This window comes from Paenibacillus sp. NPDC058367 (assembly GCF_042723305.1).
Lineage (GTDB): Bacteria > Bacillota > Bacilli > Paenibacillales > Paenibacillaceae > Paenibacillus_AQ.
The window spans coordinates 174553-199911 of sequence record NZ_JBHXIZ010000009.1; the positions used below are offsets into that span (position 1 = coordinate 174553).

18 protein-coding genes are annotated in these 25359 nt (G+C 42.9%); 10 read left to right on the top strand and 8 right to left on the bottom strand.

The features are described from left to right. Positions 1–53: 53 nt before the first annotated feature. The 3 genes from ACFWMP_RS29680 to ACFWMP_RS29690 all read right to left on the bottom strand — a co-directional run bounded on the left by ACFWMP_RS29680 (position 54) and on the right by ACFWMP_RS29690 (position 4622). Entirely contained in the window at positions 54–2027 is a 1974-nt protein-coding gene (locus ACFWMP_RS29680; RefSeq protein ID WP_379425909.1) for a serine hydrolase domain-containing protein, read from the bottom strand. Between the two features lie 288 nt (positions 2028–2315). Then, the gene (locus tag ACFWMP_RS29685) at positions 2316–3590 is read right to left on the bottom strand and encodes an MFS transporter (RefSeq protein WP_379425911.1); all 1275 of its coding nucleotides are present in this window, start codon (positions 3588–3590) and stop codon (positions 2316–2318) included. A gap of 114 nt (positions 3591–3704) precedes the next feature. Beyond that, the gene (locus ACFWMP_RS29690) at positions 3705–4622 is read right to left on the bottom strand and encodes an ArsR/SmtB family transcription factor (RefSeq protein ID WP_339800535.1); all 918 of its coding nucleotides are present in this window, start codon (positions 4620–4622) and stop codon (positions 3705–3707) included. A gap of 207 nt (positions 4623–4829) precedes the next feature. On the opposite strand from ACFWMP_RS29690, the gene ACFWMP_RS29695 reads away from it, so the two are divergent. The 5 genes from ACFWMP_RS29695 to ACFWMP_RS29715 all read left to right on the top strand — a co-directional run bounded on the left by ACFWMP_RS29695 (position 4830) and on the right by ACFWMP_RS29715 (position 11992). After that, positions 4830–6182, top strand: coding sequence for an MATE family efflux transporter (locus ACFWMP_RS29695; RefSeq protein WP_379425914.1), 1353 nt, complete (start codon positions 4830–4832; stop codon positions 6180–6182). A 19-nt stretch (positions 6183–6201) separates the two neighbouring features. Further along, entirely contained in the window at positions 6202–8532 is a 2331-nt protein-coding gene (gshAB, locus tag ACFWMP_RS29700) for a bifunctional glutamate--cysteine ligase GshA/glutathione synthetase GshB (protein ID WP_379425916.1), read from the top strand. Between the two features lie 125 nt (positions 8533–8657). Continuing rightward, positions 8658–9941 carry a glycoside hydrolase family 5 protein gene (locus tag ACFWMP_RS29705; RefSeq protein WP_379425918.1) on the top strand — a complete coding sequence of 428 codons (1284 nt, stop codon included), beginning with the start codon at positions 8658–8660 and terminating at the stop codon, positions 9939–9941. A 10-nt stretch (positions 9942–9951) separates the two neighbouring features. Continuing rightward, positions 9952–10599, top strand: a complete 648-nt coding sequence (locus ACFWMP_RS29710; protein WP_042184967.1) for a response regulator transcription factor — start codon at positions 9952–9954, stop codon at positions 10597–10599. 106 nt (positions 10600–10705) lie between these two features. Then, entirely contained in the window at positions 10706–11992 is a 1287-nt protein-coding gene (locus ACFWMP_RS29715) for a sensor histidine kinase (protein WP_379425921.1), read from the top strand. Positions 11993–12666: 674 nt separating this feature from the next. Here ACFWMP_RS29715 and ACFWMP_RS29720 read toward each other — a convergent pair. From ACFWMP_RS29720 to ACFWMP_RS29730, 3 genes are read right to left on the bottom strand one after another with little or no spacing between them, the layout of a single operon-like run. Further along, entirely contained in the window at positions 12667–13806 is a 1140-nt protein-coding gene (locus tag ACFWMP_RS29720; protein WP_379425923.1) for a DHHW family protein, read from the bottom strand. Positions 13807–13819: 13 nt separating this feature from the next. After that, positions 13820–15205, bottom strand: a complete 1386-nt coding sequence (locus ACFWMP_RS29725; RefSeq protein ID WP_379425925.1) for an MBOAT family O-acyltransferase — start codon at positions 15203–15205, stop codon at positions 13820–13822. 6 nt (positions 15206–15211) lie between these two features. Continuing rightward, positions 15212–15700, bottom strand: coding sequence for a DUF4358 domain-containing protein (locus ACFWMP_RS29730; protein ID WP_379425927.1), 489 nt, complete (start codon positions 15698–15700; stop codon positions 15212–15214). Between the two features lie 227 nt (positions 15701–15927). On the opposite strand from ACFWMP_RS29730, the gene ACFWMP_RS29735 reads away from it, so the two are divergent. Together ACFWMP_RS29735 and ACFWMP_RS29740 are read left to right on the top strand one after the other, a co-directional pair. Beyond that, the gene (locus tag ACFWMP_RS29735) at positions 15928–16368 is read left to right on the top strand and encodes a HEAT repeat domain-containing protein (protein ID WP_042184977.1); all 441 of its coding nucleotides are present in this window, start codon (positions 15928–15930) and stop codon (positions 16366–16368) included. Between the two features lie 11 nt (positions 16369–16379). Next, complete coding sequence (locus ACFWMP_RS29740) at positions 16380–16958, top strand: SMI1/KNR4 family protein (protein ID WP_042184979.1); 579 nt, start codon at positions 16380–16382, stop codon at positions 16956–16958. Positions 16959–17038: 80 nt separating this feature from the next. Here the strand turns inward: ACFWMP_RS29740 and mbcS are convergent, their stop codons facing one another. Then, a complete protein-coding gene (mbcS, locus tag ACFWMP_RS29745; RefSeq protein WP_379425945.1) occupies positions 17039–18634 on the bottom strand; it encodes an acyl-CoA synthetase MbcS in 1596 nt (531 codons plus the stop codon). A gap of 164 nt (positions 18635–18798) precedes the next feature. Between mbcS and ACFWMP_RS29750 the strand changes: the two genes are divergently transcribed. Both ACFWMP_RS29750 and ACFWMP_RS29755 read left to right on the top strand, forming a co-directional pair. Further along, entirely contained in the window at positions 18799–19320 is a 522-nt protein-coding gene (locus ACFWMP_RS29750) for a GNAT family N-acetyltransferase (protein WP_379425930.1), read from the top strand. Between the two features lie 190 nt (positions 19321–19510). Next, positions 19511–20215 carry a hypothetical protein gene (locus tag ACFWMP_RS29755; RefSeq protein ID WP_379425932.1) on the top strand — a complete coding sequence of 235 codons (705 nt, stop codon included), beginning with the start codon at positions 19511–19513 and terminating at the stop codon, positions 20213–20215. A 112-nt stretch (positions 20216–20327) separates the two neighbouring features. Here ACFWMP_RS29755 and ACFWMP_RS29760 read toward each other — a convergent pair whose 3' ends face one another. Next, on the bottom strand, positions 20328–20453 hold the full coding sequence (locus ACFWMP_RS29760) for a DUF4023 domain-containing protein (protein WP_052404154.1): 126 nt from the start codon (positions 20451–20453) through the stop codon (positions 20328–20330). Between the two features lie 167 nt (positions 20454–20620). Here ACFWMP_RS29760 and ACFWMP_RS29765 point away from each other — a divergent pair, with 167 nt between their 5' ends. Then, positions 20621–24985 carry an S-layer homology domain-containing protein gene (locus tag ACFWMP_RS29765; protein ID WP_379425934.1) on the top strand — a complete coding sequence of 1455 codons (4365 nt, stop codon included), beginning with the start codon at positions 20621–20623 and terminating at the stop codon, positions 24983–24985. The last annotated feature ends 374 nt before the right edge of the window (positions 24986–25359 follow it).

The following is a 25359-nucleotide window of genomic DNA, read 5'->3' on the forward strand; positions in this document are numbered from 1 at the left end:
CCTCCTCTATTAAGCTTTCATTATATCTGATTTGTACTTGGCAAGTAATGGTGTTATCCGAACTGCCAACCCAACAGGTTCCAATAGTAGAAGAACAGAGTCATCGCCACAGCCGAAAGCGTCACTAACGTATAATGCACACGCTTGAAAGCTGTCCAGTATTTATTCTTCCAAACCAGTATAGCCGAGATTAGTAAAGCTAAAGTCAGACCAACCAAAATGATTGGCATAACTAAACTGAGAGAAAGCGAAAGACTGATCCCGCTGAACTTCTGCATCATGTCCATGGACATAACCACCATAAATATCGTGACGAAAGATAGCAGCGCCCAGCCAGCAGTTCCCGCAGATAGGCGGATGGCCCACTTTTCAGGTGGCGTCATCGCCTTGATCTTGCGTCTGGAGAAGATTAGTCCGAGCAATGCAGTGATGAAAATCAACCCCAAGAACCCTAGGACGATAAGCCAAAATTTATTTTGATCCAAGAGAGGCGTACGCTCCAGCGGCATATCCGGTACCATCCCTAAGATCATATGTGTAACCTTACCGGACTCATTCGTACGGAAGGCAATTTGTTCGGTACCTCCCTCGAGTTGGAACATATTCGGACCGACTTCTCTATACAATTGTTGTTCACTACCACTTCCCAAGGATAGCTTATTATCCTCAACCGAGACATTCAGCTGAGCGAAAAAGTTGAAAAACTTATCAATATCACTGATGTTTCGGCGTGTAAATTGATAGGCTCCTGCATATTTCTGAATAGATTCATCAGAAGCGATGAATTCAGCCTGACTCGCATCAGGAGCAGGGTAGTAGCGGTTGAAAAAGGCTTGGATGAGGTCTGCTGCGGAATCACCGCCCTCACCGCCGTTGTAGGATACAAAGATGCCTACATGCTTGGCAGGCACAAGATACAATCCCGTATTAAACATGGGGTCAGAACCACCATGAGTGATCAGCGTGAGCCCATTGATTTGTTTCTCTGCGAACCCAAGATCCACCCCCGGCAGACGTTTATCAAATTGAAACGCCGTTGAATGCATTAGTTCTGCCGTCTCGGGTCTCAGAATCTGCTGGTCTCCATATTTCCCGTTCTGCAGATGGGCGATCATGAAATGCGCTATATCTACTGCTGATACTGTACCCGAGCCGGCAGGACGAAAGCCGCCCTCGAAGGTAGGTGTACCTGGAATAAAACTACCGTTCTCGCTGTTGTACCCCACAACTTTGTTGGGCATGAATGACTCCGGCAAAGGTTCTACTACAGTCGAATATTTCATGTCGAGCGGATCAAAAATATATTTCTTTATATAATCATTGTAAGGAATACCGCTAACTTCCTCTACAATTAGACCTGCGAGTGTAGCTCCGTAGTTCGAATAAGAACTTATCTGTCCGGGTGGTCTTACCCGTGCCAACATATGCTTATTGAGTGTTTCCGAGATTGACCCCGGCAATTTGGCAGGGTCTGTAGTGATTTGATAACCAACTCCACCTTCTTCGAACCCTGCTGTATGTGTCATCAAATGGCGCATAGTGATAGGTTCAGGATAAGTAGCAGGGATCTTCACTGATTTCAGGTAGGTGTTAATATCCGTGTCTAGATCAATTTTGCCTTGCTCGACCAGTTGCATCACCGCTGTCCAGGTGAACAGCTTTGTCGTTGAAGCAATTCGAAACATGCTGGTTATCGGGTCAACGGGTGCTGCCTTTTCCAGATTGGAACTGCCATAACCTTTGGCCAAAATAATCTTGTCGTCTTTAACGATGGAGATGACCGCTCCCGGAATTTGCAGCCGATTCATGTCTTTTTCCATGATGCTATCAACGAAGGCAGTCAGACTCGCGGTATCATCGAGATTGGCGGGTACTTCAGTCTGAGTTATGGGTAGCACGGTTTGATCCGTTTTGGTCTCGGCCGATGCCTGGTACCCGGGCAACACCAGGCTTGCGCCTAATCCGGCACTAATCACAGCCAATAGGGTTAGACCAACGATTAGTCTTTTTTTAAAAGAAGTTAACATTATTATCCTCCGCATCATCATTTATTGGGTTTGGATGATCATCCACCTAACGCTTATAGACATTATCAGAGTAGTGTGAATGGAACGTTAACAAGACTATAAAAAAACAGACTGCCATCCGCCGCCTTCAACGACAGAGGGTAGTCTCTATTGTGAAAAAATTAAAAATCCGGTTTCCTTTTTTGCTTGATAAATTAAAATAAACAGCGGTAGTTTAGGACGTGATTTCCTTGTCCTAAGTTATCGCTGTTTCTATTGGAATCAGTGAACTCTTCTACATATCCCCACTTATCGTTCAGTTACAAGACCTTGTGACGGAACTTCCACAACGGGTCGCCTATGGGTAGCCTCAAGGGTGGAAAGGTCACCATCCAGCGCTTTGAGTCCGGGGAGTAGCAAGGCTGCGCTAGCACAGAGCATTGGAAGCAGTCCGGCGATTACAAAAAGTACCGGCACCCCATAATGCTGGGCAATCGCGCCACCGGCAAAAGCACCAAAAGGCTGCAACCCGCCACCGATCAGAAAGCGAATAGAATTGACTCTTCCTTGCAGATGGCTCGGAACTAGACGTCCATGGAGTGACGAGCTTAAGGAACCGAAGAAGGGGCCTAACGTTCCAGTAGCAAATACAGCGGCGAGAGCAAAAGAAAAACTAGGGAATAACCCCCATAAGGTAGTCACTAAACCTATGGTCCCCAGACTGCTAAGCATGACAAGCCGTCTTTTTTTAATTTCCCCTATCATGGAAATCACACTTAGCCCGACTAAGGTTCCCAGTGCGAAAACTGTACTTAGCGTGCCCATCGTGGCCGCATCGCGGTGGAGCACTTCGCGTACAAAAGGGACCATCATCGTCCAGACGGCAATTGAGCTTAAATTACTGATGGAGGCCATGATCATAATCGTAAGCATTGCAGGAAATTGTTTATAGAAGGTAAAACCCTCGGCTATCTCGCGAACGTAAACGGTGATGGAGAAACTACCTGGGGCTGGAGAAGGTTTCGGTAGCTTTTGTAAGCACAGCAAGGTAGTGATGGCGGCTGCGTAACATATCATGTTGATGCCAAGGGCGGGCAGCGCTCCACTAGCAGCGGTCAACGCACCTGCTAAGGCAGGCCCCAGCAGGACTGCTGCGCTTTTGCTGCCATCAATGATAGCAAAAGCTCGCACCAGCTTCCGGCTGTCGGCAACGCCAGGAATAACAGCCATCGCTGTTGGCATGAACAATGCGGCGCAAGATCCGCTGAGACCCGCGGCGACAAACAGATGCCACAGCTGCAATTGGCCAGCCAGGCCCATGCCGAGTGGCAGTGCTATAGCCAGCAAGCGAATGGCTGCCAAGCAGGCCATAAAACGGATCCGGTGCAGCCGATCGGACAACGGTGAACCGAGCAAGCGCAACAGCAGCTCAGGTATGCCGGAACTGAGCGCGAGTGCTCCCATCGCTAGCTTAGAACCGGTTAGCTCATAGACGAGCCACTCCATAGCCAGTAAGCCAAAAGCATCTCCAAAAGCGCTTAATGTAATGGTCGAGAGTAGACCATAATAGCTGCGTTTTATCATTGCTTGGTAGCTCCTTTCTTAAAATAAGAAAGTATAAAGTTTTGCACCTATACTATCTTATATTTCTCGCAAATACGCTTACCGTCCTTATAAGGACGCCTAAGCCGTTTATGCTTAACTCTCCAGATACGCCCCAATCTGCTGAGGTAGCCCGTTTAACGCTTCTAATCGCAGGCTGTACGATGCGTTTCTAACATTGGTATGGACAATGACCAGCCCAGCTGCACGCAGTGCGATAAGATGGTAGTGGATTGTGCTTTTAGAAAGTCCTACCTCACGCACGATTTCTGTGAAATTGAGCTGCTTGCCTGTGAGCAAACGAAGGATATACAGCCGGGTCTCATCTGACAACGCACGGGTAAGGCGGAGTAATGCAGGCGCAGGCCGTCCAGCTTCCGGAGGGAGAACATCACAAGAGTAGCTGGTGAATACGAATTCATCATACATAGCGGTCGTAACCAATGGACGAGCATGATATTGCGGAATGATAATGACCTGCTTCAGATGTTCGGTTGGATAAAGGCGCATTCCAGCAGTAGCTGCTTCAAAGACTTCCATATCATTGTTCCCGCTTAGCATCGCGCGTCTTGATTCGGCTTCTTGCTCAAGCCCTTTGATGATATTAGGATCGATTCCACTGAAGTAACCTGAGTTCCATTCGCGGAGGATGTCAGCGGCAGTGTCCCTAAGCTCCGCAAGATTGGAAGGGACCGATTGGCCGAAACGTCCGGATATTTCATACAGTTCGCCCGAAGATAAACCATCGAACCACTCCAAAAACCCCTCTACCGAACGCTCTCCCGGACAGCACCAAATATAGGGAGCCAAACTGAAATCATCAAGTTTCTTAACGACTTCCTGCATTTTACGTAGCAGCATTGGCGCGAATCTGGCTTGAACATCGCGTACCCAGAGCTTACCGGAATCCATGGCAGTATGGTTCTGCTTACTTAGAAAAGCAGTCATACTACTAACACATTCATACATGGGTGCAAAATCGACCTCTACTTTATAATCCAAGAGCTGCTCCATTCTTTCAGTGAAATACTGAACTTGTTATTAGTTCTATAAATATAGAACTGATTGTTGGTTTTATTCTAAACGAACTAATCGTTCTTTTCAATAGCCATTTCGCCTAAAAATCCGAACTCAAAATATTGTTCACATATAATCAATTGATTATATAAGTGCGTGGTTATATAATGGATTTGAAATTAGATGAAGAAGGTGTAATTAGACTTGAAGGACTTGAAGGACACAAACGATTTGACTCAGGGTCCTATTATGCCTACCTTAATGAAATTAACGCTTCCGATTATTGCGACGAATTTCATCTCTACTACTTATGGTCTAGTCGATATGATTTGGGTTGGAAGATTAGGAAGTGGTCCGGTTGCCGCGATTGGTACAGCGAGCTTTTTCATTAATCTAGCGATTGCTTTATCGACTATGGTTACGATCGGCACAGGGATCAAGGTGGCGCATTGTATGGGATCTGGTCAGTTAGAGAAGGCTAAATCTTATATAAAGAACGGATTTATGATGTCTATTTTATTAGGACTTCTCTATATGAGTTTAGTGCTATTAACCAAGAATCAGTTGATTGGTTTTTTTGATCTTGGAAGTGATGAAGTAGAACGGATGGCTAGACAATTTCTAATGATTTCGATATTTGGATCGGTATTTTCCATTGTGAATACGTTATTCGCAACTCTCTTAAATGCTATGGGAAATAGTAAACAACCGTTTCAGATCTTCTCCATTGGTCTTATGGTTAATATTGTCCTTGATCCATTTTTGATTTTTGGCTGGGGCAGTTTTGAAGGATGGGGAGTAGCGGGGGCAGCTATTGCAACATTAACGGCGAACATTTTGGTTACGGCTCTTTTTATCGTGAAGACAAGAAAGTCAGAACTCATTTCAAACACATCCGCGTGGGACAGTCGTCAAATGAAAGAAGTCATCCGCATGGGGCTACCGATAACGATCCAACGGGTCACCTTTACGATCATATCGATCATCATTGCCAAGATCATTGTACGATTTGGAGAGGATGCTATTGCGGTTCAAAAAGTAGGAATCCAAATTGAATCCATTTCCTATATGACCATTGGCGGACTACAGGGAGCTATTGCTGCCTTTTTTGGTCAAAATTATGGAGCACGTCGCTTCGATCGTATTGGGCAGGGGTATCGTCAGGCCTTAATTTTAACCTCCATTTTTGGCGTGATCGTGTCGCTTATATTTATTGCGTTCCCGCAGCAGCTATTTTCATTGTTTTTATCAGACCAGACAAGTTTGGAATTGGGCGCAGATTATATGCGGATCATCGGTTACTCACAATTATTCATGTGTATGGAATTGATGACAGTAGGTGCTTTTAACGGCATGGGTCAAACCCACATCCCGCCGATCTTTAGTATTTCATTTACTGCACTCCGAATTCCACTAGCCTTACTCTTATCCGAACCTTTTGGCTTGAATGGGGTGTGGATGTCGATTGCGCTAAGCAGTGTGTTCAAGGGTGTTATTCTTGTGTTCTGGTTTAGAAGATCTTTGTTCATGATGAATAAACAGCAGGCAAACTACTAAGCAAAGGATGAGCGTAGGAATGGTTTTATTAAATCGTAAACTCATACAGCTTTTAAAGGATAACCATTTGAATAAGGAGATTTTTCACGGAGAATTTGGACTGGAAAAAGAAAATGTCAGAGTGGATCCAGAGGGAAGACTTGCGCTGACACCACATCCAAAAGCCTTTGGAAACAAGCTGGAGAACCCCTATATTCAAACAGATTTCTCAGAGAGTCAGGTTGAAATGGTGACACCCTCTTTTGATTCTATTGAAGAGACTTATAACTTTCTGGAGGCGCTGCAGGATATTGTGTCGCTAGAGCTTAATGAAGAATATCTGTGGCCGAGTAGTAATCCTCCCATGCTCCCGAATGATAAGGAAATTCCCATTGCCAAAATGGGTAATCCGGTAGAGGACGAGTATAGACATCAGTTAGCCGATAAGTATGGTCGTAAAAGACAATTGCTGAGTGGGATCCATTATAATTTCTCTTTTGATGAACAATTTCTAAAAAAGCTTCATGATATCGCTGATCCACAAGAGAGTTTTAAAGATTTCAAAGATGCTACCTATTTAAAAATAGCCCGCAACCTATTGCGATACCGCTGGCTTCTAATCTATTTAACAGGTGCTAGTCCTGTTTTTGATAAGACTTATATGGAGCAATGTGTGGCACGTGGTGAATCGGATGATGATAAAAGCTTCTATTATCTGAATATGAATTCACTGCGAAATAGCGAATGCGGGTATCGGAATGAAAAGCCTCTCTATGTATCTTTTGACTCGCTTACGGAATATGTACATGATTTACAAGCGTTGATTGAATCGGAAGAATTATTAAGTGTAAAAGAGTTCTATAGCCCGGTTAGAGTGAAGACGGCAAGAGGTAAACATCCGTTAGAGGAGCTGCTGCAGGATGGGATTGCCTATTTGGAGCTTCGTTTTATTGATCTCAATCCACTCTATAAAATAGGAATTAGCAAAGAATCAATGACTTTCATTCATCTGTTTATCCTGTATATGCTATTAAAAGAGGATGAACCGTTCGGAGTAGAGGATCAGAAGATGGCGAATCTTAATCATGATCAATTGATCATGGAGGGGATCAAAGGCTGTTTGCATGATTACGGAGATTCTTGCGGGACAATGGAACAGAAGGCTTTAATTTGTATGCAAGAAATGCAGGATATGATTCAGCTATTGAACCCAGAGGATAAACAGTTCTCGAACGTTCTGAACGGAGCTAAGGATAAGATTCTAAATCCAGATCAGAGCTTTGCAGGGATTGTGAAGTCGGAAGTTCAACAATCCTCTTTTATTAAATATCATTTGAATAAAGCCAAACAATATGCTAAGGAAAGTCTTGTAAATGGATACCGATTTGTAGGATATGAGGATTTGGAGCTATCTACACAGCTTCTACTGAAGGCAGCAGTTAAACGTGGGATTAAGTTACAATTGCTTGATCGGGAAGAGAACTTTGTTGTACTTACGAAAGGCGGTCATAAAGAATACGTTAAGCAGGCTACGAAGACATCCCTGGATTCTTACAGCACGGTACTAATTATGGAGAATAAAATTGTTACGAAGGAAGTTCTCAAACAACATGGCATTCGTGTTCCTTCAGGTGAGGCATTTGGAGATCTGGAAGCGGCAATGAATGCATATGGAACTTATCGTAATAAGCGAATAGTGATCAAACCCAAATCAACCAACTTTGGACTCGGCATTACTATTTTTACAGATGATTTCTCCCAAGAAGATTATCAAAAAGCCTTCGAAATCGCCTTCGAGCATGATCGAACAGTGCTGCTTGAGGAATTTATGACGGGGAAAGAATATCGTTTTCTAGTCATGGGTGATGAAGTAGTCGGAGTATTGCACCGGGTTCCGGCGAATGTGGTCGGTGATGGTGTACATACGATTGAAGAGCTGGTCCACGAAAAGAATAAGGATCCGCTAAGAGGTCGTGGCTACAAAACTCCGCTTGAGAAGATTCGGATTGGCGAAGCAGAAGAGATGTTTTTGAAGAATCACACTATGACTTGGAGCGATATTCCTCCATTGAATGAGATCATATACCTGCGGGAGAATTCGAATATTAGTACCGGTGGAGATAGCTTAGACTTTACTGATGAGATTCCGGACAGCTATAAAGATCTAGCCATTCAATCAGCTAAAGCTGCAGGGGCCACTATTTGTGGAGTAGACATGATGATTGATAATATTAGGGAAGAGGCGAAGGGTACCAATTACAGCATTATTGAGATCAATTTTAATCCAGCGATTCATATTCATTGTTATCCTTATAAAGGCAAGAACCGCCAAGCGGATGAACGGATTTTGGATCTGTTGTTTGGAGAATGAACAGAAGCTCAACCAGTACTTTTGGTTGAGCTTCTGTTATTAAACGAATCATTTTCGGCTTGATTTCCACCCCTTGTGACACTCTTGTAACAGAGATTCGCTACGATAGGCTACGAGGTGAGAAAATGAAGAATTCTAAAGCTTTTATCGTGTTGATCTTATTGTTGGTTGTCGGATGCAGTTCGGTACCACCGCAAGCCAATCCAGAACTGAAGAAAGAAGAGAAGAAGGAAGAAACGAAAGAAAGGAATGAGAAGTTAGCCTTCTGGGATGGCCAGAGAAAAGGAACCAATTTCATGAATTCAAAATCTTTACCGGAAAACTATGATGCTGCGAAAGAGCAGAATATTGAATTCATTCGTTTGGCACCAGATAAATGGGCAAAAGACAGTGACTTTTTATTTAATGACAAACCGGATGCGAACCCGGATAAAGATTTTCTAATAGGGAATGCAGATAAGTATGAAGGGATTGTTGAGGAGGATTTTGCCGAGTTAAAAGCGGACTTAGATGCAGCCGAGGCTCGGGGCTCCAAAGTGGTGCTGACCGTCCTCAGTCTCCCCGGAGATCGCTGGAGGCAGTTCAATAATTACAAAAATGATGATCGGATATGGAAAGATTTCAGTTATCATGAACAAGCGGCAGTGTTTTGGAGGGATCTAGCAAGCCGGTTGAAAGATCATCCTGCGGTAATCGGTTATAACCTGATAAATGAGCCGCATCCAGAGACCGCCACGGGATTTAATGACTTCTGGACACAGGATTACAGCGAATGGTATAGCTCAGTAGAGAACACCCCTGCGGATTTGAATCTTTTATATGAGACGATAGTGACCGCTATTCGTACCGTAGATACCAAGACGCCAATTATCGTAAATTCTGGGCTGTATGCTACACCTTGGGCCTTTAAATATTTAAAACCGATCGATGATGAAAATGTGTTGTATGCTTTTCATATGTACGAGCCTTACGAGCTAACCAGTCAAAATAAGAAAAAAGGGTTAACCTATGAATATCCTGGAACGATAAAAGTAGGAGAAGATAAAACGGAAAAAGTTTTTAACAAGGAAGCCTTAAAGGAATTTCTGGAACCTGTTGCACAGTGGGCAAAGGAAAATAACATCCCCGCAAACCGGATTGTTGCAGAAGAATTTGGAACGAATCGATTAGTAAAAGGTGCAGATCAATACATGGCTGATTTAATTTCGATTTTTGATGATTTCGGCTGGCACTGGGCGTTTTATGCTTTCCGCGAGGATACTTGGGACGGTATGGATTATGAATTGGGAAGTAAGCCCCCAACCTGGGAATATTGGCAAGCGATAGAGAATGGCGAACAGCCTCCTCGAAAAGTAGTCGATAGCCCAATATGGGAAGTATTGAAGAAAGGACTTGAAGGAAAGGAGTAAATGATGCTACTTGAACATTCTAATTGCCGATGATGAGAAACACATGACCACTATATTGAAGACTTATTTTGAAAAAGAGGGCTATAACGTTTGGGTAGCAGCGGATGGGGAGGAGGCGCTGGAGCTCTTTTTTTCGAATAAGATCGACCTTGTGGTACTGGATTGGATGATGCCTAAGCGAAGCGGGATTGAGGTATGCAATGAAATCAAGCAGGTTAGTTTAGCTAAGGTGGTCATGTTGACCGCTCGATCTTCCCACGACGATGAATTTAGCGCATTAGATATCGGTGCAGATGAATATATAAGAAAACCATTCGATCCACGGATCTTAATGCTGAGAATCAAAAAAATGCTGGGTACCGAAAAGGTAGCTGCTATACGGGATTTAGAAATTGATTTTGAGCGAAAAAAAGTGTTCAAGAATGGGGAGGAGCTGTCCCTATATAAAAAAGAGTTTGAACTGCTAACCTTCCTATATGAGAATAAAGGCCGGATTTTGTCCAGAGATTCTTTGTTATCTTCCGTTTGGGGGATGGATTATCTTGGTGAAGAGAGAACCGTGGATACTCATATCAAAAGATTACGCGATAAGATTGGGGCTGACCACGTAATCACACATAGGGGAATGGGGTACAGCTTCCATGATAAAAATCAATAAAATAAGCACGAAGTTATTGATTATGGTAAGTATTATTCTGCTGATTGTGTTTGGGACGTCCTATTCATTGCACAATTTTTTCTCGTCCGATTATTACCTTTACAAAATGAAAACCAAAATTAACGACATATATGACGAAGTAAAGGATCTCAGTCTGGATCAGCTCATGGAGAAAGAAACAGCGATCGAGAACAATAACAATGTAACGATAGTTAGGGTTGAGAACAACGGAAGCGCAACAATAATCAACGAGAACATTCAATTTGCGTTGTACAAAGATAAAGTGGCACTTAATAAGTTCTGGATTACGGAAGAAGTTTTGCAAAAGGTAAATGAAGGAAAAACGGTGAATCTATTATTTAATCAGGGGAAATTGAAGTCCAGCCTGTTAACGAAAATATATGAGCAGGATGGTAGCTTAATCCTCATCGGCACAGTGGTTGTGCACAATACAGATGCTTTAAACATCGTAAACCAATTCAGCTTCTATTCCATTCTTTTGGGGATTATTATCAGTTTGCTGTTAGTGGCTTATTTTTCGAGGAAAATCATTACTCCGTTAGAGCAATTGCAGGATGTGGCGAAGGATATCTCCAATCTTGATTTTAAACAAGTGACGATTAAATCGGGGGATGAAATCGAAGAATTATCAAAGAGCATTAACCAGATGAGTCAGCGCCTGAAAAGTGCCCATGCAGAGCTGGAAAAGAAAAATCAAAGCTTAAACACACTGATCTCAAGCATTTCACACGAGGTAAAAACACCGTTATCCTTAATCCAAGCGTATACCATTGGTATTCAGGACGATCTGGATGATGGCACCTATACGGATATCATTTTGGAACAGGTGAAGTATACGTCTGATATGGTGGATTACTTAATTAAGCTGTCCAAGATCCAAAAGACCGTAGTGCATAAAGAAAAATTCGATCTTAAAGAGCTTCTGCTCAAAGTGATCTCACAATATAATATTACGTTCAAAAATAAAAACCTGATCTTACAGACCGACTTCCATTCGGTTGAAAGATCCATCGTTGAGGAGGATAGCAGCCAGATAGAAATTGTATTCAACAACTTAATTAGTAATGCCATTAAATATGGGGAAGAGAATGTCTTTGGAATCTCAGTAGCGAATGATACCCAAGGCACTTTGAAATTCAGCATTACTAATAAAACTACGCGCCTAAAAGAGAAGCATCTAGCGTATATTTGGGACCCGTTCTATGTCATCGAGGAGTCTCGGAATAAAGAAATCTCAGGAACTGGACTTGGCCTGTCTATCGTCGCGGAGATTCTAGCTAAGAATGATCTCAAATATGAAGCCACATTAGAGGACTCGTATATTAGTTTTAGTGTTTGGTTTGATGTAGAGGTTACAGAAAATAATTGTTAGTGGGAGGAAAATGTCCCTTAAGAAATCTTCAGTTACTGTGGCAACACTTTCACTCTTAATCAACCTCATAATGAATATATATCAGGCACTATCAATGATTAAATGTTTAGATTAGGGAAAACCTCCCTGATTATGTGAGATTAATCGTGCTCCAAGCGATAATTAGGGAAAATCTCCCCAATTATCAGGGTGTTTCATTCATAAAGAGGGTATTCTCGTATTTATTAGGGAGGATTTCCTTGAAAGTCACAAATTGAGCCGATAATTGACTAATTTTAGGGATGATTTCCCTAATCCGCAAAGTGGTGTGATGTGAAGCTTAATGCAATGCTAGTGGAATTGAATTGCAGCTCATAATAAATGAAGCACTCCTTCAAGGAGGATTCATTCGCTTTAAAGCTATCGGCAGAGACACGATTCTACACATAATCGTGAATGGTTTTCAGATTTAACCCATAAATATGGTGGAAAGTAACGGAGGGAATTTTGGAACTGTAGGAGCGGAGCGTTCGCCTTTGTCTCCGGATGTTATCCGCTGTTAGCGGTGAAATCAAAAACATCTGGAGACAACAGCGACCGAAAGTCCAAACTTCCCGCAGTTACGCCCCATCACCATATTCATCGCACAATCACCATATTCTTTACCAGCCATCACCATATTCATCGCCCTACCATCAATTTAGCTTCAAGATCGAAGCATTATCAACAAAAGTTGCTGTATTAAACAGCATCAATACATCCTTGATATCATTCTGAGCCATATAATCACTGATACTCCCGTTATAATAACGGATGTCGATCACGTGGATCTCAGGCACATGCTGAGCCAGAAAAGGGATGACACTATGCGCATAGGAGTCCTTGATGACGAGCAGCTTCTCCTGTTTGACCACTTTAGGATCAAGCTGGCTTGTGATTTTCATGAGGGCATGAACGCCGCCTAGGAAATAAGAGTATTTATCTTTTTTCTCCAGATAGCTTGGATCGTACATACTTGTTAAAGTCTCACCCGTATCTACAATATGCATCTTGGTGGATACATCATGAACAGGCTTATACACTTGAATGGAATCTGGTGCCACTCCAATGAATTGACTCCGCGTATGGTAGCTTCCAAGGAACGAATCGCTTACCGTCTCAATCTCGAATTCGCTCTGGGATAGAGGCAGCCATCCCATACTTTTAGCATAAGTTACGTAAGCCAAATAAGCGCCGTAGGTTGTCCAGTGATGATCGGTCCGATAATAAATGTCCTCTGCGGCATGAGGAGCAAGAACATTAAATCCATTTATAAAAGTAAGGCTATTCCCTACATCCTCAGCAATCGTTTGATTCACCTCGGCTTGCGAATATACGGGTGCTAACCAGGGCAGACGCTCGTTGTACAAGCCTACCGATGTCGGCGCAAGCAGAAAGGTCATTTTGGCTTCTGCATTTTTATCGGCAAAACGCTTCACAGCCGCTGTATATTGCTGAACCTTATTGTGATCAGGTGCCTCGAATTTTTCGAATAAGTAGCCGTCTTTCCCCTTATATATTCCGTTATTTTCTTGCTGCAACCTCATTTGCTCCATCGCCGATTTCACCCATACCCATTTGGCGCGAAAAGGGAAGTGATCGGTTACGAAGCTTTCCGCCTCTTCCGCGTAGGTGTGGGATAATAAATTGTCCCATGTCAGTTGGGGAGCGCTTTGCAAATATCGGTTTTCTAGCTCAGAGAAACGTTGAACTGGCAATAAGAAAAAGGTTATACCCACCAGAAACAGCGTCGCGACAAATCCCGCCACTAGTATTCGATCCGTTCTCTGCTTCATAAACAATCACCCCCTAGAATCGGAAATATAAGAACGGGTTAAAGGTAGCATCCACTAAGTAAGCGACAGATAGGAAGAATAGCACACCATACCAAACAAGAGAAGGAATCGTTCTAGCATCCATACGCTTGAAAGCTTTTAAAGGTGCAGAGGCTAAAGTTAGTATGACGAGTAGAATCGCGTTTGTGTAAGTGAAGTATAAAGTAGTGGTATCCCACAATGGTTGACCGTTAAAGCCGAGCATCGCTTGCAAGTAACTAAGCACCAATGGAAGTTCTTCAAAGGCGAACAAGACCCATCCGATGAGAATAAGTACAATGGCATATAGATGCCTAACCCAGCGCGGTAGGCGGCTCAGTAGCTTTAATCCCCACCATTTTTCAAAGATAAGAATAACCCCAAAGTATAATCCCCAGAGTAGAAAATTCCAGCTTGCTCCGTGCCAGATTCCCGTCAACAGCCAGACGATGAGGATATTGCGCACCTGAATGCCTAAACCCCGGCGGTTGCCTCCAAGCGGGATATATACGTAGTCACGAAACCAACTGCTAAGGGAAATATGCCATCTTCGCCAGAAGTCGGTAATGCTCTGTGAAATATAAGGTTTGTTGAAGTTCTCGTTAAAGCGGAAGCCGAACATAAGTCCTAGGCCAATCGCCATATCCGAATATCCACTGAAATCAAAATAGATCTGAAAAGAAAATGCAATAATGCCAATCCAAGCGGTTAAAGCAGGCATGGAATCTAGATTGGAGCTGGAGATGGTGTGCCAGAGCAAACCGATGTTATTGGCAAGCAGCACTTTTTTGGCTAGTCCGATAATGAATCTTCGTACACCCTCTGCGAACATGGGGATATCCACCGAACGCGCTCGTAATTGCTCTGCAATGGTGTTGTATTGAACGATAGGACCGGCTACTAATTGCGGAAACAAGGCTACAAACGTTCCGAAATCAATCCAATTTCGCTGTGCTTTAGCAGTTCCTCTGTATACGTCAATGATGTACGACATGGATTGAAAGGTATAGAACGAAATCCCAATAGGTAGTGGTAAATCAGTTAATGGGATATGAGTACCGAGGAGTTCATTTACATTTTGGATGAGAAAATCTGCATATTTGAAATACGACAATAAGCCCAGGTTAATAACCATAGAGCTAACCACAATCCACTTGCGCTGTACCTTAGTTAGCTTCGGTCTACTAAGAAGTAGACCAAAGCCGTAATCCGTAATGGTGGACAGCAACATAATTACAATGTAGACGGGTTCGCCCCAAGCATAAAACACCAGACTGCTTAAGAACAATATGAGGTTTTTGATTCGCCAAGGCGAAACATAGTAGAGTGCAAGGACAGCCGGCAGGAACAGGAATAGGAACAGGAGGCTGCTGAATACCATCGCTAATTATTTTTTAGTGAACAAGGTATCAAATTCAGTCACCAGCTGATCAGCACTCTCCGAAATCACGAATAAGATGTAATTGCCTTTTGTGACCAGCTTATAATTTTTGGCGTTCTCATACTGATCCGGAAGGTATTGTTCGAATTGCTTTTGAATATCAGTCGCACGCTCTTTGACGGCGGTTTCGACAGTAGAGATATCTTTTGCATCTTTAACTTTTAAAATGGCAATTTCGTTACTTTTCACATTCATCATTGGCATTCTAATGCTATAATCTTCAAGTAATGATGGAGCTAGATGGTACAGCTGAGCCACCATATCTTCTTCAACTTCCATTAATGAAGGCTGTTCCACTTTTGCGAGCATCTCGTCGATCATTTCTTTCGGCGTCAGATTGGTTTCGACAACGGCTTCATTGTTACTACTGGAACAGGCGCTAAGCATTACACTTAATACAATAGTTAACGCTAGAATGAAGGTATGTTTTTTCAATTAGGTCACTCTCCTTGGTGTGTTTGATCTACGTTTCTCTAGTTAACTAACGTAAAGAGTCTATAGAATGTTGCGGGACACTTTCTTTCGAATACTTTACCCCAATTTTGTGGAAATATGTTTGAAGGAAAAGGTCATGCAAAGATCTTCCTCTCTTAGCTTGCGCAATGGTTGGTTATACTGTTAATGTTAGATAGATAGTTTTGAATAGAAGGGGATTGAACGGAATGATCGAAGAACTGAACAATAATGGACTACCGGAGAATTACGAGGAATTAAAGAAAGCTGCCAACCGCTCTGCGGATTGGAGAGCCCGTCTAGAGGCTGTTGAAGAACTGGGACAGACTAACCACAAACAAATTATCGATATCCTGACGCGTTTAATGGAGAGCGATCCTGTATATACAGTTCAAGAAGCGGCTTACCTTAAACTGAAGGCATTCGGCGAAGATGTTAAAGCACCTTCCAAGAATAAACCGGAGCTAGTAAAAGGCGTATCCAAAATACTCCTGAGAATCAAGAAGAGCTTGCCAAGAGATCATTCATACGAAGATTTCAAAGAGAAACTGAAGAAGATGAGAATCGACGTGTACGATATTTACGAAGGCGAAAAGGGCGCTGACTTTGACGCTTGGCTGATGAAGATGTGGAATTCCTCGAACAAGTAAAGGATGACAACATGCAAACTAACAAATTGACAGAACAATTTCAAGAATATCTTAAGCTTTCCGCTGACTTACGTCCTGACTATATTGCCAGCTTAGGTAAAGGTGATAATGAAGCGAAGATTACGGCGATTTTTCCGGAAGCCCCTGAACTGCTGAAGGCCATTTATAACACAGTTTCGGGTACAAGCAGTGAGGAAGAAGAACCAAGTCTGATCGAATTTATTCCAGGATATCGTCTAATTCATATTAATGAATATGAAGCAGAGATGAAGATTTTAGCTGGAATATTGGAGGAAAAAGGCCATCAAGCGGATGGAGTTATCTTGCCGATCTTAACGAACTACGGTAGCGACTTCATTTGTTACTATAAATCTGCAGATGGTGTGGAACGTGTATGTGACCTGCTGCATGATTTTGGGGATCTGATTGTCATGTATGAATCACCTGAAAAGTTCCTGGAGACTTTATGTGAGTTCTACAAGCAGGAGGTTTATTTCCTGGATGAAGAGGGTTACCTCGATTGCGATTTAGTAAAAGAGGGCGAAGTAGGTGCGGCTCTAAACCCGGATGCGAAATATTGGTCTGAGTAACAAGCTGATACCCTATAAAGAAGAGCAGCAGTCCTATTACGGACTAGCTGCTCTTTGTTTATTAAATATCTACTGTTATGTTACTCCTGCGCAGCACGTTTCTCCTGCTCGCGAAGCTCTACTCTCCGTATTTTTCCGGAGGTTGTCTTCGGAAGATCTTGAATGAACTCGATTTTGCGTGGATATTTATAAGGAGCGGTCCACTCTTTAACATGGGATTGCAGCTCCTTCACAAGCTCTGGAGAAGCGGCGGTCTCATCTTTTAGTACAATAAAAGCTTTAACGATATGTCCGCGGATTTCATCCGGAGTTGCAACGACCGCGCATTCCTTAACCGCAGCATGCTTCATAAGGGCTTCTTCTACTTCGAAAGGACCTATGGTGTAGCCCGAACTAATGATAATGTCATCTCCACGGCCCTCGAACCAGAAATAACCCTCTTCATCTTTCCGTGCCCGGTCACCAGTTATGAAGAACTCGCCGTGAGTAGAGCTTTCTTTTCTGCCAGGGTCTTTGTAATAGGTATGGAATAACGCTGGCATGCTTAGGTGCACTGCGATATCTCCAACAACTCCAGCAGGTAACGGAATGCCGTCCTCATCTACCACTTCAATTAGACCTGGAGCAATAGACTTACCCATAGAACCTATTCGGATAGATGTATCTTTGAGAGTACCGATAATTAGCGTACTTTCTGTTTGACCGTAACCATCACGAATCGTGATATTGAATTCACGCTGGAAGGTGTTGATAACCTCTTGATTCAAAGGCTCTCCAGCGGAAACCGCGCAGCGAAGGTGGGACAAGTCATACTGATTGAGATTTTCTAATTTGGCCATCAAGCGATATTCGGTTGGCGTACAGCATAATACCTCGATGTTGTGATCTTGTAACAGCTGCAAATATTTTTTGGGATGAAAAGATCCACTATATACAAAGCCGGTCGCCCCGTTGCCAAGGACGGTTAGGAAGGGGCTCCAGATCCACTTCTGCCAGCCCGGTGCTGCTGTTGCCCAAACGGTGTCGGTTTCTTTGATATCGAGCCATTGAGGCGATGTGATACGTAAGTGAGCATAACCCCAGCCATGACTGTGAACGACTGCTTTAGGGTTGCCAGTTGTTCCAGAGGTATATGCCAAGATTGCCATATCGTCGCGGTGGCTTTCGACTGCTGTGAATTTATCTGGCTGATCAATCATTAGGCCTTCCAGATCTAGCCATCCATGACCGAGCTCGTCAGGGTCGCCGGATACGGAAAGACGGTAATCCAGAGCAGGCAGATCGTCTGAGATTTTATTAACTTCATCAGTGACCTCGGACCAGGCAATAACAGCTCTGGCTTCGGAATGCCGCAGACGATAAGATAAATCCTTTGCGCGAAGCATTTCTGATGAAGGGATAATGGCAAGTCCTTGCTTCAGACATGCTAAATAGATGACATAAGCGATGATTCGACGGGGAACCATTACAAGAACACGATCCCCTTGCTGAAGGCCGAGTGCTGCGAGCCCTCCGGCAAGTTGGTTAGCTTGCTTGCGAAGATCTCCGTAAGTGATCTCCTCGTAGTCTCCTTGTTCATTCAACCACTTAAGCGCAATCTTTTCCGGAGCATGACGTTCCATTTCCGAAGTGAGATTGTAGTACTCAGGTGCGATCCACTGCTGATTATCCAATATGAACCTCTCCTATATAAAACAAGATGTGTAAAACTGTTATGCTTAGTATAGCACGTTATCCTAGTACCAGGTACTAGTACCTTGAGGCTTAAATTTGATATCATAGGGTTTAGAAGGTTAAGATAACTTGTGTAAATATAAATCCAGAAAGTGAGAACTATGTTATGAATCACACAACTTTTGATGAAATATTCGCCATTATGGAAGCCTCTTTTCCTACCTCCGAGATCAGAACCTATGAGGGACAACAGGAGTTATTGGATGTTTCACATTACCGATTGATTACCGAAGTGAATGCTGAGGGGAAAATCATTGCTTTTATAGCTTGCTGGGAGTTTCCAGGATTTCGATTTATAGAACATATTGCCGTGGACCCAAGTATAAGAGGTGGGGGCATTGGTAAAAAGCTGATGGAAGAATATATCCGTCAGTCGGGCAAGCCTGTGCTTCTTGAAGTAGAGCCGCCACTGGGTGAAATGGAACAACGGAGAATTGGCTTTTATGAGCGACTGGGCTTCCATTTGAATCCTTATGCGTATGTGCAGCCCCCTCTGCGTGAGGGAAATGCGGATTTACCGCTTCAAATTATGACTTACCCTAACCCTGTCGATGTAGAAGAATTCAATCTTTATAGAGAAATTTTATATACAGAAGTGTATAAGGTTACAACGCCGTATCAAAGTTAATCTCTAACAGCAATCCGTACGATCCTTTTTAGGACAAGCGGGTTGCTGTTTTTATTTTTGTTTGAATTAATGATATTTTGATTTTTTTAATTACAAAATGGGTACAAGTAAGAAACAACTTAGAGACATAATCTTATTTTGTTTGAGCTAAAGTAAGAACAAAGATTGAACTTTCGAGGAGGGCTTACTTATGAAAAACAAAAAAATAATTATAGCAACAATGGTGTTTGGGATGGTAGTCACAGGATCAGCCGGTGTGTACGCAGGAACTAAACTTCAGAAAATTACGGCATATCTCAATCACAGCATTGGATTTAAGGTGAATGGCACGGCGTATACGCCAGTTGATAATAAAGGAAATGCACTGGCACCAATTACGTATAACAATACAACCTATCTTCCTGTACGTGCGATTGCTGATGTAATGAAGGTGCCTGTGACCTTTGATGCGGTGAACAATCAGGTTATTCTTGGCACAGGAGGCTCGGTGACTGACACTATTTCTCTGACTCCAGTACAATACAGCAACACTCAGAAAGAAGAGATTGTTAAAGCCTTCGCTAATTTCCAGGGTTTTGAAACAGCCTATGCACCTACTCAAATGGTGAGTGGAGACGCATTTCAAAAAGTAGTGGGTTCAGATGATGGTGTGAACTTTCTGTTTAAGCAGATGAAGGTGAACATTTCTCCTCGTGATTACGCTTACGAATATAAAGGTGAAACCGTAAAGCTCTCTAACGGAACCGAAGCTAAATGGTATAGTCCATCTACCGAGTCGTTGTTCTTGACCTATAAACTGGATGATCGTTTTGTTACTATTAGTTCCCCGAATAAAACACTGAGTAAGACGCAATTAGAAAAAGTAGCAGTAAATGTAGTGAAATGGACGAAATAAGCCCTCATTAGCACTTATCTTTGTGCCTTAAAAAGTAAAGCAGCAAGTCTCCCATAGTTGGAGAGGCTTGCTGCTTCTTTGTCGTGTTTGGGAGCCAATGATTTAAACGCTTTTACTTACTGTGCTGTTTATTTGGCAGCTTTTGACTTGGTGTACTTTTACCGTGATTTTCTTTATTCTTTTCAGCTTTCTTTTGAGTATCGTGTACTTTTTCTACAAAAGCATGAGTATCGTCCATGTTTATCCTCCTTGATTGGCAACCTTGCCGTTACTGTAACCACTTTTGTAAGAATACATACACGATGTACTTTACAAACTTCTATGTTTATAAAGACATTGCGAAAATATTTAATAGTTACTATAAATGGATGCAAGCATTTCATAGAACAGTAAGGGAGACTGATTATGAACAGGTTATTTAAACAAGCTGTATCCATGACCTTAGCTTTCGTTATGGTACTGGGAATTACATTCACAGGAATACCAGCTTATGCTGAAGACAGCAATGGGGATGCTGGACTACTGCAATTACAATCGTTAGAGCCTGTTACATTATTGGCAGGGAATTCTACGTGGAAGTATCTAGATCACGGAACAGATCAAGGGACGGTATGGCGGTCCGTGTACGATGATTCAACATGGGCGTCTGGCCAAGCACCGCTTGGTTATAAAGATAGTGGATCCGGAGTCAGCAGCAAGCAATTTGGTGCTCTGAACACAAATATAAGCTACGGTTCTAATAAGAGTATGAAATATCGTACTTCTTACTTCCGTACAAACGTAACGGTGAATAAGGAAGAGATTGCGAAATCCGATAAAATCTTGGGTAACTTCGCATTTGATGACGGAGCTGTACTATATTTGAACGGTAAAGAAATTTACCGTGAGGCTATGCCAGCGGGCGAAATTAATTTTCAAACAAAAAGTTCAACTAACTTAAGTGATCCAAACGAATATACCAAGGTAGACCTTACCGAAGTAGTAAAGGCTAACTTGAAGGACGGAAGTAATGAGCTTTCAGCTGAGGTGCATCAGTCGAGTGATGGTAGCTCTGACCTCTATTGGGATATGAACCTGATTGCTTATCCGGTAGTAGAGCCTGTAGACCCTGGAGTTGGGAAGCCTGAGTCTATCGCACTTACTTTTAACGGAAACCCTCAGACTAGTATGGGATTCAACTGGTATGCACCTGAGAGTGTGACGGGTACCAAGCTTGAAGTAGTAGAAGCTTCTAAATTAGTGGACGGTCAGTTCCCGGTAGGTGCTCAAACTTACGAAGGAACATCGGTTACAACAAGCGTGTATATGACCAAAGCGGATAAGTCAGCCAAGAAACCAGTAGTACTGACTAGTCATAAGGTCATTGCTGATCACCTGCAGCCGGGAACGGAGTATGCTTACCGTGCTGGGGATGGACAAGCTGACAATTGGAGTGACATCGGAACGTTTACAACAGAAAGCTCCAGTAATCAGGCATTTAAGTTCTTATATACAACGGACTCTCAAGGAACAACTGAAGGTGATTTTGATATTTGGAATCATACCCTTCAAGAGGGATTGGCTAAATTCCCGACAAGTGAATTCATTCTGAATTCCGGTGATTTGGTAGACAACGGTGATATTGAGGAGCAATGGGGATGGTTCTTCAATAAACCAAAGGATATTCTAGCAAATATTCCATTGGTTCCACTGGTAGGTAATCATGAAAGTAAGAGTTATAGCAATTACACAACTCATTTTAATTTACCTAATGTCTCGAATACGGGCGCAAAACCAGATGGCTCTGTATATTCTTTTGACTACGGTTCAGCACACTTTATGGTTATTAATACAGAATATTATGGTGCTAGCTCGAGTCTTGAGAATAACGAAATTTACAAAAAACAAGTAGAGTGGCTGCGCAGTGAAGCCGCGAAAAGCGATCAGAAGTGGAAGGTTGTGCTTTTGCATAAATCACCTTATTCAGTTGCCAGTCACACAAATGATACAGATGTACTCTATTACAGAGCTAATTTGACAAAGGTATTTGATGAGCTTGGTATTGACATGGTTATCGGAGGACATGACCACACCTATACTAGAAGCTATCAAATGTACAACAATCAGCCGTTGACGGATATTAAGCCGGACAAAAACGGAGTGGTAACTGATCCTAAGGGTACGTTATACCTGATTACAAATGCAGCGGGCAATAAAAAATATAATGTAGCAGCAGGTCCATTTCCTTTTGCAGCTAAATACGAGCAGCCTGGTAAGGAAATGTTCACAGGAATGACTGTAACAAATAATGAATTTTCATACGAAGCCTATACCACGACAACTGGTGGATCTACTGACTTGTATGATAAATACAGCATTCATAAGTCTGATGTAGCTGTTAAACCTGTGCAAAATGCAAAAGCTACTGTAGCAGATGGCGGTAAAATCACGTTAACTTGGGATGCGCCTGCATCCGGTGCACCGGTATCAGGATATCGCATTTATGAGCAAAATGATCTGGTATCTGCAAACTGGACGGTCAGTGTTCCTAATACGGAAGGTCAAACTTCTTATAGTTACACTGTAGAAAATACTAATCCGAACCAAACCTATCAATTTGTTATCAAAGCTGTAAGTGACAGAACCAATTCAGAAGCTAAAATTGCTTCTAGCGATTCTATCAAAAAAGTTACCGTTACCTTTAACGGCGATCCAGTGAGTGCAAAAGGATTCACTTGGTACACAGCGTTGAAATCTGCAGGAAGCGACCTGCAGGTTGTAGAGAATACGGGCGTTACTCCAGACTTTACAAAAGCTGCTGAGTTTACAGGCCGTTCAGCTGTTTCCAGAAATTCAAAGGATGAATTAGTTCATAAAGCTGAAGCTTCTGGCCTTAAGGCTGATATGAAATACTACTTCCGTGTAGGTGATAAAGCACTGGGATTGTGGAGTGCAGTGGGAACTTTCGAAACAGCTGCTAAGACAGGTGCATTTACTTTCATCGATCTGGCGGACACACAAGCTAAGACCGAAGATGAGGCTATTCTTTCTGGAGAAACGATGGCAAAAGCACTTACGACATTCCCGAATGCTGAGTTTGTGGCGATTAACGGAGATATCGTAGATACTGGAACCAATGAATCACAATGGAATTGGTTGCTTGGCCATTCACAGGAAACCTTGCTCAATACCACTATTGTTCCAGTTGCGGGGAACCATGAGGATAAAGCGAATGCCTTCTATGAGCACTACAATATTAAGGAAGCCGTAGGCTCACCAACAGAAACAGGAGCATACTATTCCTATGATTACAGCAATGCGCACTTTGTAGTCTTGAACACGAATGAGAATTCGGATGAATATGCTAACTTCAGCAAAGCACAGTTGGATTGGATGAAGGCCGATGTAAAAGCAGCGAAGGCTGCTGGAGCGAAGTGGATTATCGTCGCTATGCATAAAGGACCATACACAACCTCTAACCACGCTACTGACAAAGATATTATGGGCGCTAATGGAGAAAGAGCGAAAGTCGCTCCAATGATGGCTGAACTGGGTATTGACCTGGTGCTTCAAGGTCACGATCATATCTATGCACGAACCAAGCCAATCAAGGCTGACGGAACTGCAGCAGACACAGTGAAAATCAAGGAAAGCTTCAATGGTCAAACGGTAGAGTACACAGTAAACCCAGATGGAACAATCTATCTGATTCCAGCTACGGCAGGAGCGAAGGTTTACTATAAGAACATGAAGAAAGAATTGGGAGATGCTTACTATAATCTCTTTGAAGTAGCCAATGAGAATACAGCAGCTAAATACGGAGCGGACCCAAGTGATGCTACGCGTCCAATGCGCGGTCAAGTTCAGACCTTTGTTGGTATCACTGTAGATGCAGGGAAGCTGACAGCTGTATCTTATGAGATTGATCAGAATGTTAATGAGGCTAGACCATATGTTCTTGAAGAGTTCGGTATTGTTAAGGGCGATGAGAATGGTGGAGTTACACCAACGCCAACACCAACACCAACGACAACACCAACAACAGAGCCGACAACAGCACCAACAACAGCACCAACGACAGCGCCAACAACAGCACCAACAACAGCACCAACGACAGCGCCAACAACAGCACCAACAACAGCACCAACGACAAAACCGACAGCAACACCAACACCAACACCAACAGTAGCGCCAACAGCTACACCAGCACCGACAACGGCGCCTTCACCAACTGCGACGCCAGTTAGTAAGCCATCTTTAACGGATACTAGCAATCACTGGGCGGCTGCTGTTATCGAGAAAGCAGTAGCAGCTGGCTTCGTTAGTGGTTATCCGGATGATACTTTCCGTCCGAATCAGAAAGTAAATCGGGTTGAATTTATCACAATGCTGGCACGTGCATTGCAATTGCCGGAGAATGGTGACACTTCAAGCTTTAAGGATTCTGCGAAGATTCCAGCATGGGCTAAGTCTTTTGTGGCACAGGCTGTATCTCTGCAAATTATCAGTGGCTATGATGATGGAACATTCCGTCCTACGCAGGAGCTAACACGTACAGAATTAGCAGTTATGGTTGTTCGTGCTCTTGGTATTACGGTAGATCCTAAAGCGACATTAACCTTCAATGATGCTAAGGATGTACCAGCATGGGCAGTGCCATATATTGCAGCAGCAGCGAAATCAGGCCTTGTGAACGGTGTAGGGCAGAATAAATTTGCACCTAACCAGAAGGCAACAAGAGCAGAGGCGGTTACCATAATCCTTGCATTATTAGAAAAAGGGCAGAAGTAATCTATTATCTGCGTGAATTGAACTCAAGCTTAGCTTGTGTCTAACAAAGGGGTCTCAGCTTATCTGCTGGGGCTCTTTTGTGTTTAATGCTTTTTGTATAATAGGCCATCTCTAAGAAGTGGAGTATTATGATGAAGAAGTAACAGAATACAAAATAATATGAATTTAAAAACAATGCTTGCAATGAATCTCTATACATGATATATTCTAAGTCCGGCCAAGAAATACACATGCCGAGCTCGAAAAAGAAGTTAAAAAAAGAGCTTGACATTAAACGGCCGAACATGATATAGTATAAGAGTTGCTGCTGAGACATTAAACGGCGCCAACGAGAACTTGATCTTTGAAAACTGAACAACGAGTGAGTAGGATAT

Excerpts from the sequence above, each read along its gene's own strand:
- ACFWMP_RS29680 (WP_379425909.1), bottom strand. The coding sequence starts at position 2,027 with ATGTTAACTTCTTTTAAAAAAAGACTAATCGTTGGTCTAACCCTATTG.
- ACFWMP_RS29685 (WP_379425911.1), bottom strand. The coding sequence starts at position 3,590 with ATGATAAAACGCAGCTATTATGGTCTACTCTCGACCATTACATTAAGC.
- ACFWMP_RS29690 (WP_339800535.1), bottom strand. The coding sequence starts at position 4,622 with ATGGAGCAGCTCTTGGATTATAAAGTAGAGGTCGATTTTGCACCCATG.
- gshAB (WP_379425916.1), top strand. The coding sequence starts at position 6,202 with ATGGTTTTATTAAATCGTAAACTCATACAGCTTTTAAAGGATAACCAT.
- ACFWMP_RS29705 (WP_379425918.1), top strand. The coding sequence starts at position 8,658 with ATGAAGAATTCTAAAGCTTTTATCGTGTTGATCTTATTGTTGGTTGTC.
- ACFWMP_RS29715 (WP_379425921.1), top strand. The coding sequence starts at position 10,706 with ATGAAAACCAAAATTAACGACATATATGACGAAGTAAAGGATCTCAGT.
- ACFWMP_RS29720 (WP_379425923.1), bottom strand. The coding sequence starts at position 13,806 with ATGAAGCAGAGAACGGATCGAATACTAGTGGCGGGATTTGTCGCGACG.
- ACFWMP_RS29725 (WP_379425925.1), bottom strand. The coding sequence starts at position 15,205 with ATGGTATTCAGCAGCCTCCTGTTCCTATTCCTGTTCCTGCCGGCTGTC.
- ACFWMP_RS29735 (WP_042184977.1), top strand. The coding sequence starts at position 15,928 with ATGATCGAAGAACTGAACAATAATGGACTACCGGAGAATTACGAGGAA.
- ACFWMP_RS29740 (WP_042184979.1), top strand. The coding sequence starts at position 16,380 with ATGCAAACTAACAAATTGACAGAACAATTTCAAGAATATCTTAAGCTT.
- ACFWMP_RS29750 (WP_379425930.1), top strand. The coding sequence starts at position 18,799 with ATGAATCACACAACTTTTGATGAAATATTCGCCATTATGGAAGCCTCT.
- ACFWMP_RS29755 (WP_379425932.1), top strand. The coding sequence starts at position 19,511 with ATGAAAAACAAAAAAATAATTATAGCAACAATGGTGTTTGGGATGGTA.
- ACFWMP_RS29760 (WP_052404154.1), bottom strand. The coding sequence starts at position 20,453 with ATGGACGATACTCATGCTTTTGTAGAAAAAGTACACGATACTCAAAAG.
- ACFWMP_RS29765 (WP_379425934.1), top strand. The coding sequence starts at position 20,621 with ATGAACAGGTTATTTAAACAAGCTGTATCCATGACCTTAGCTTTCGTT.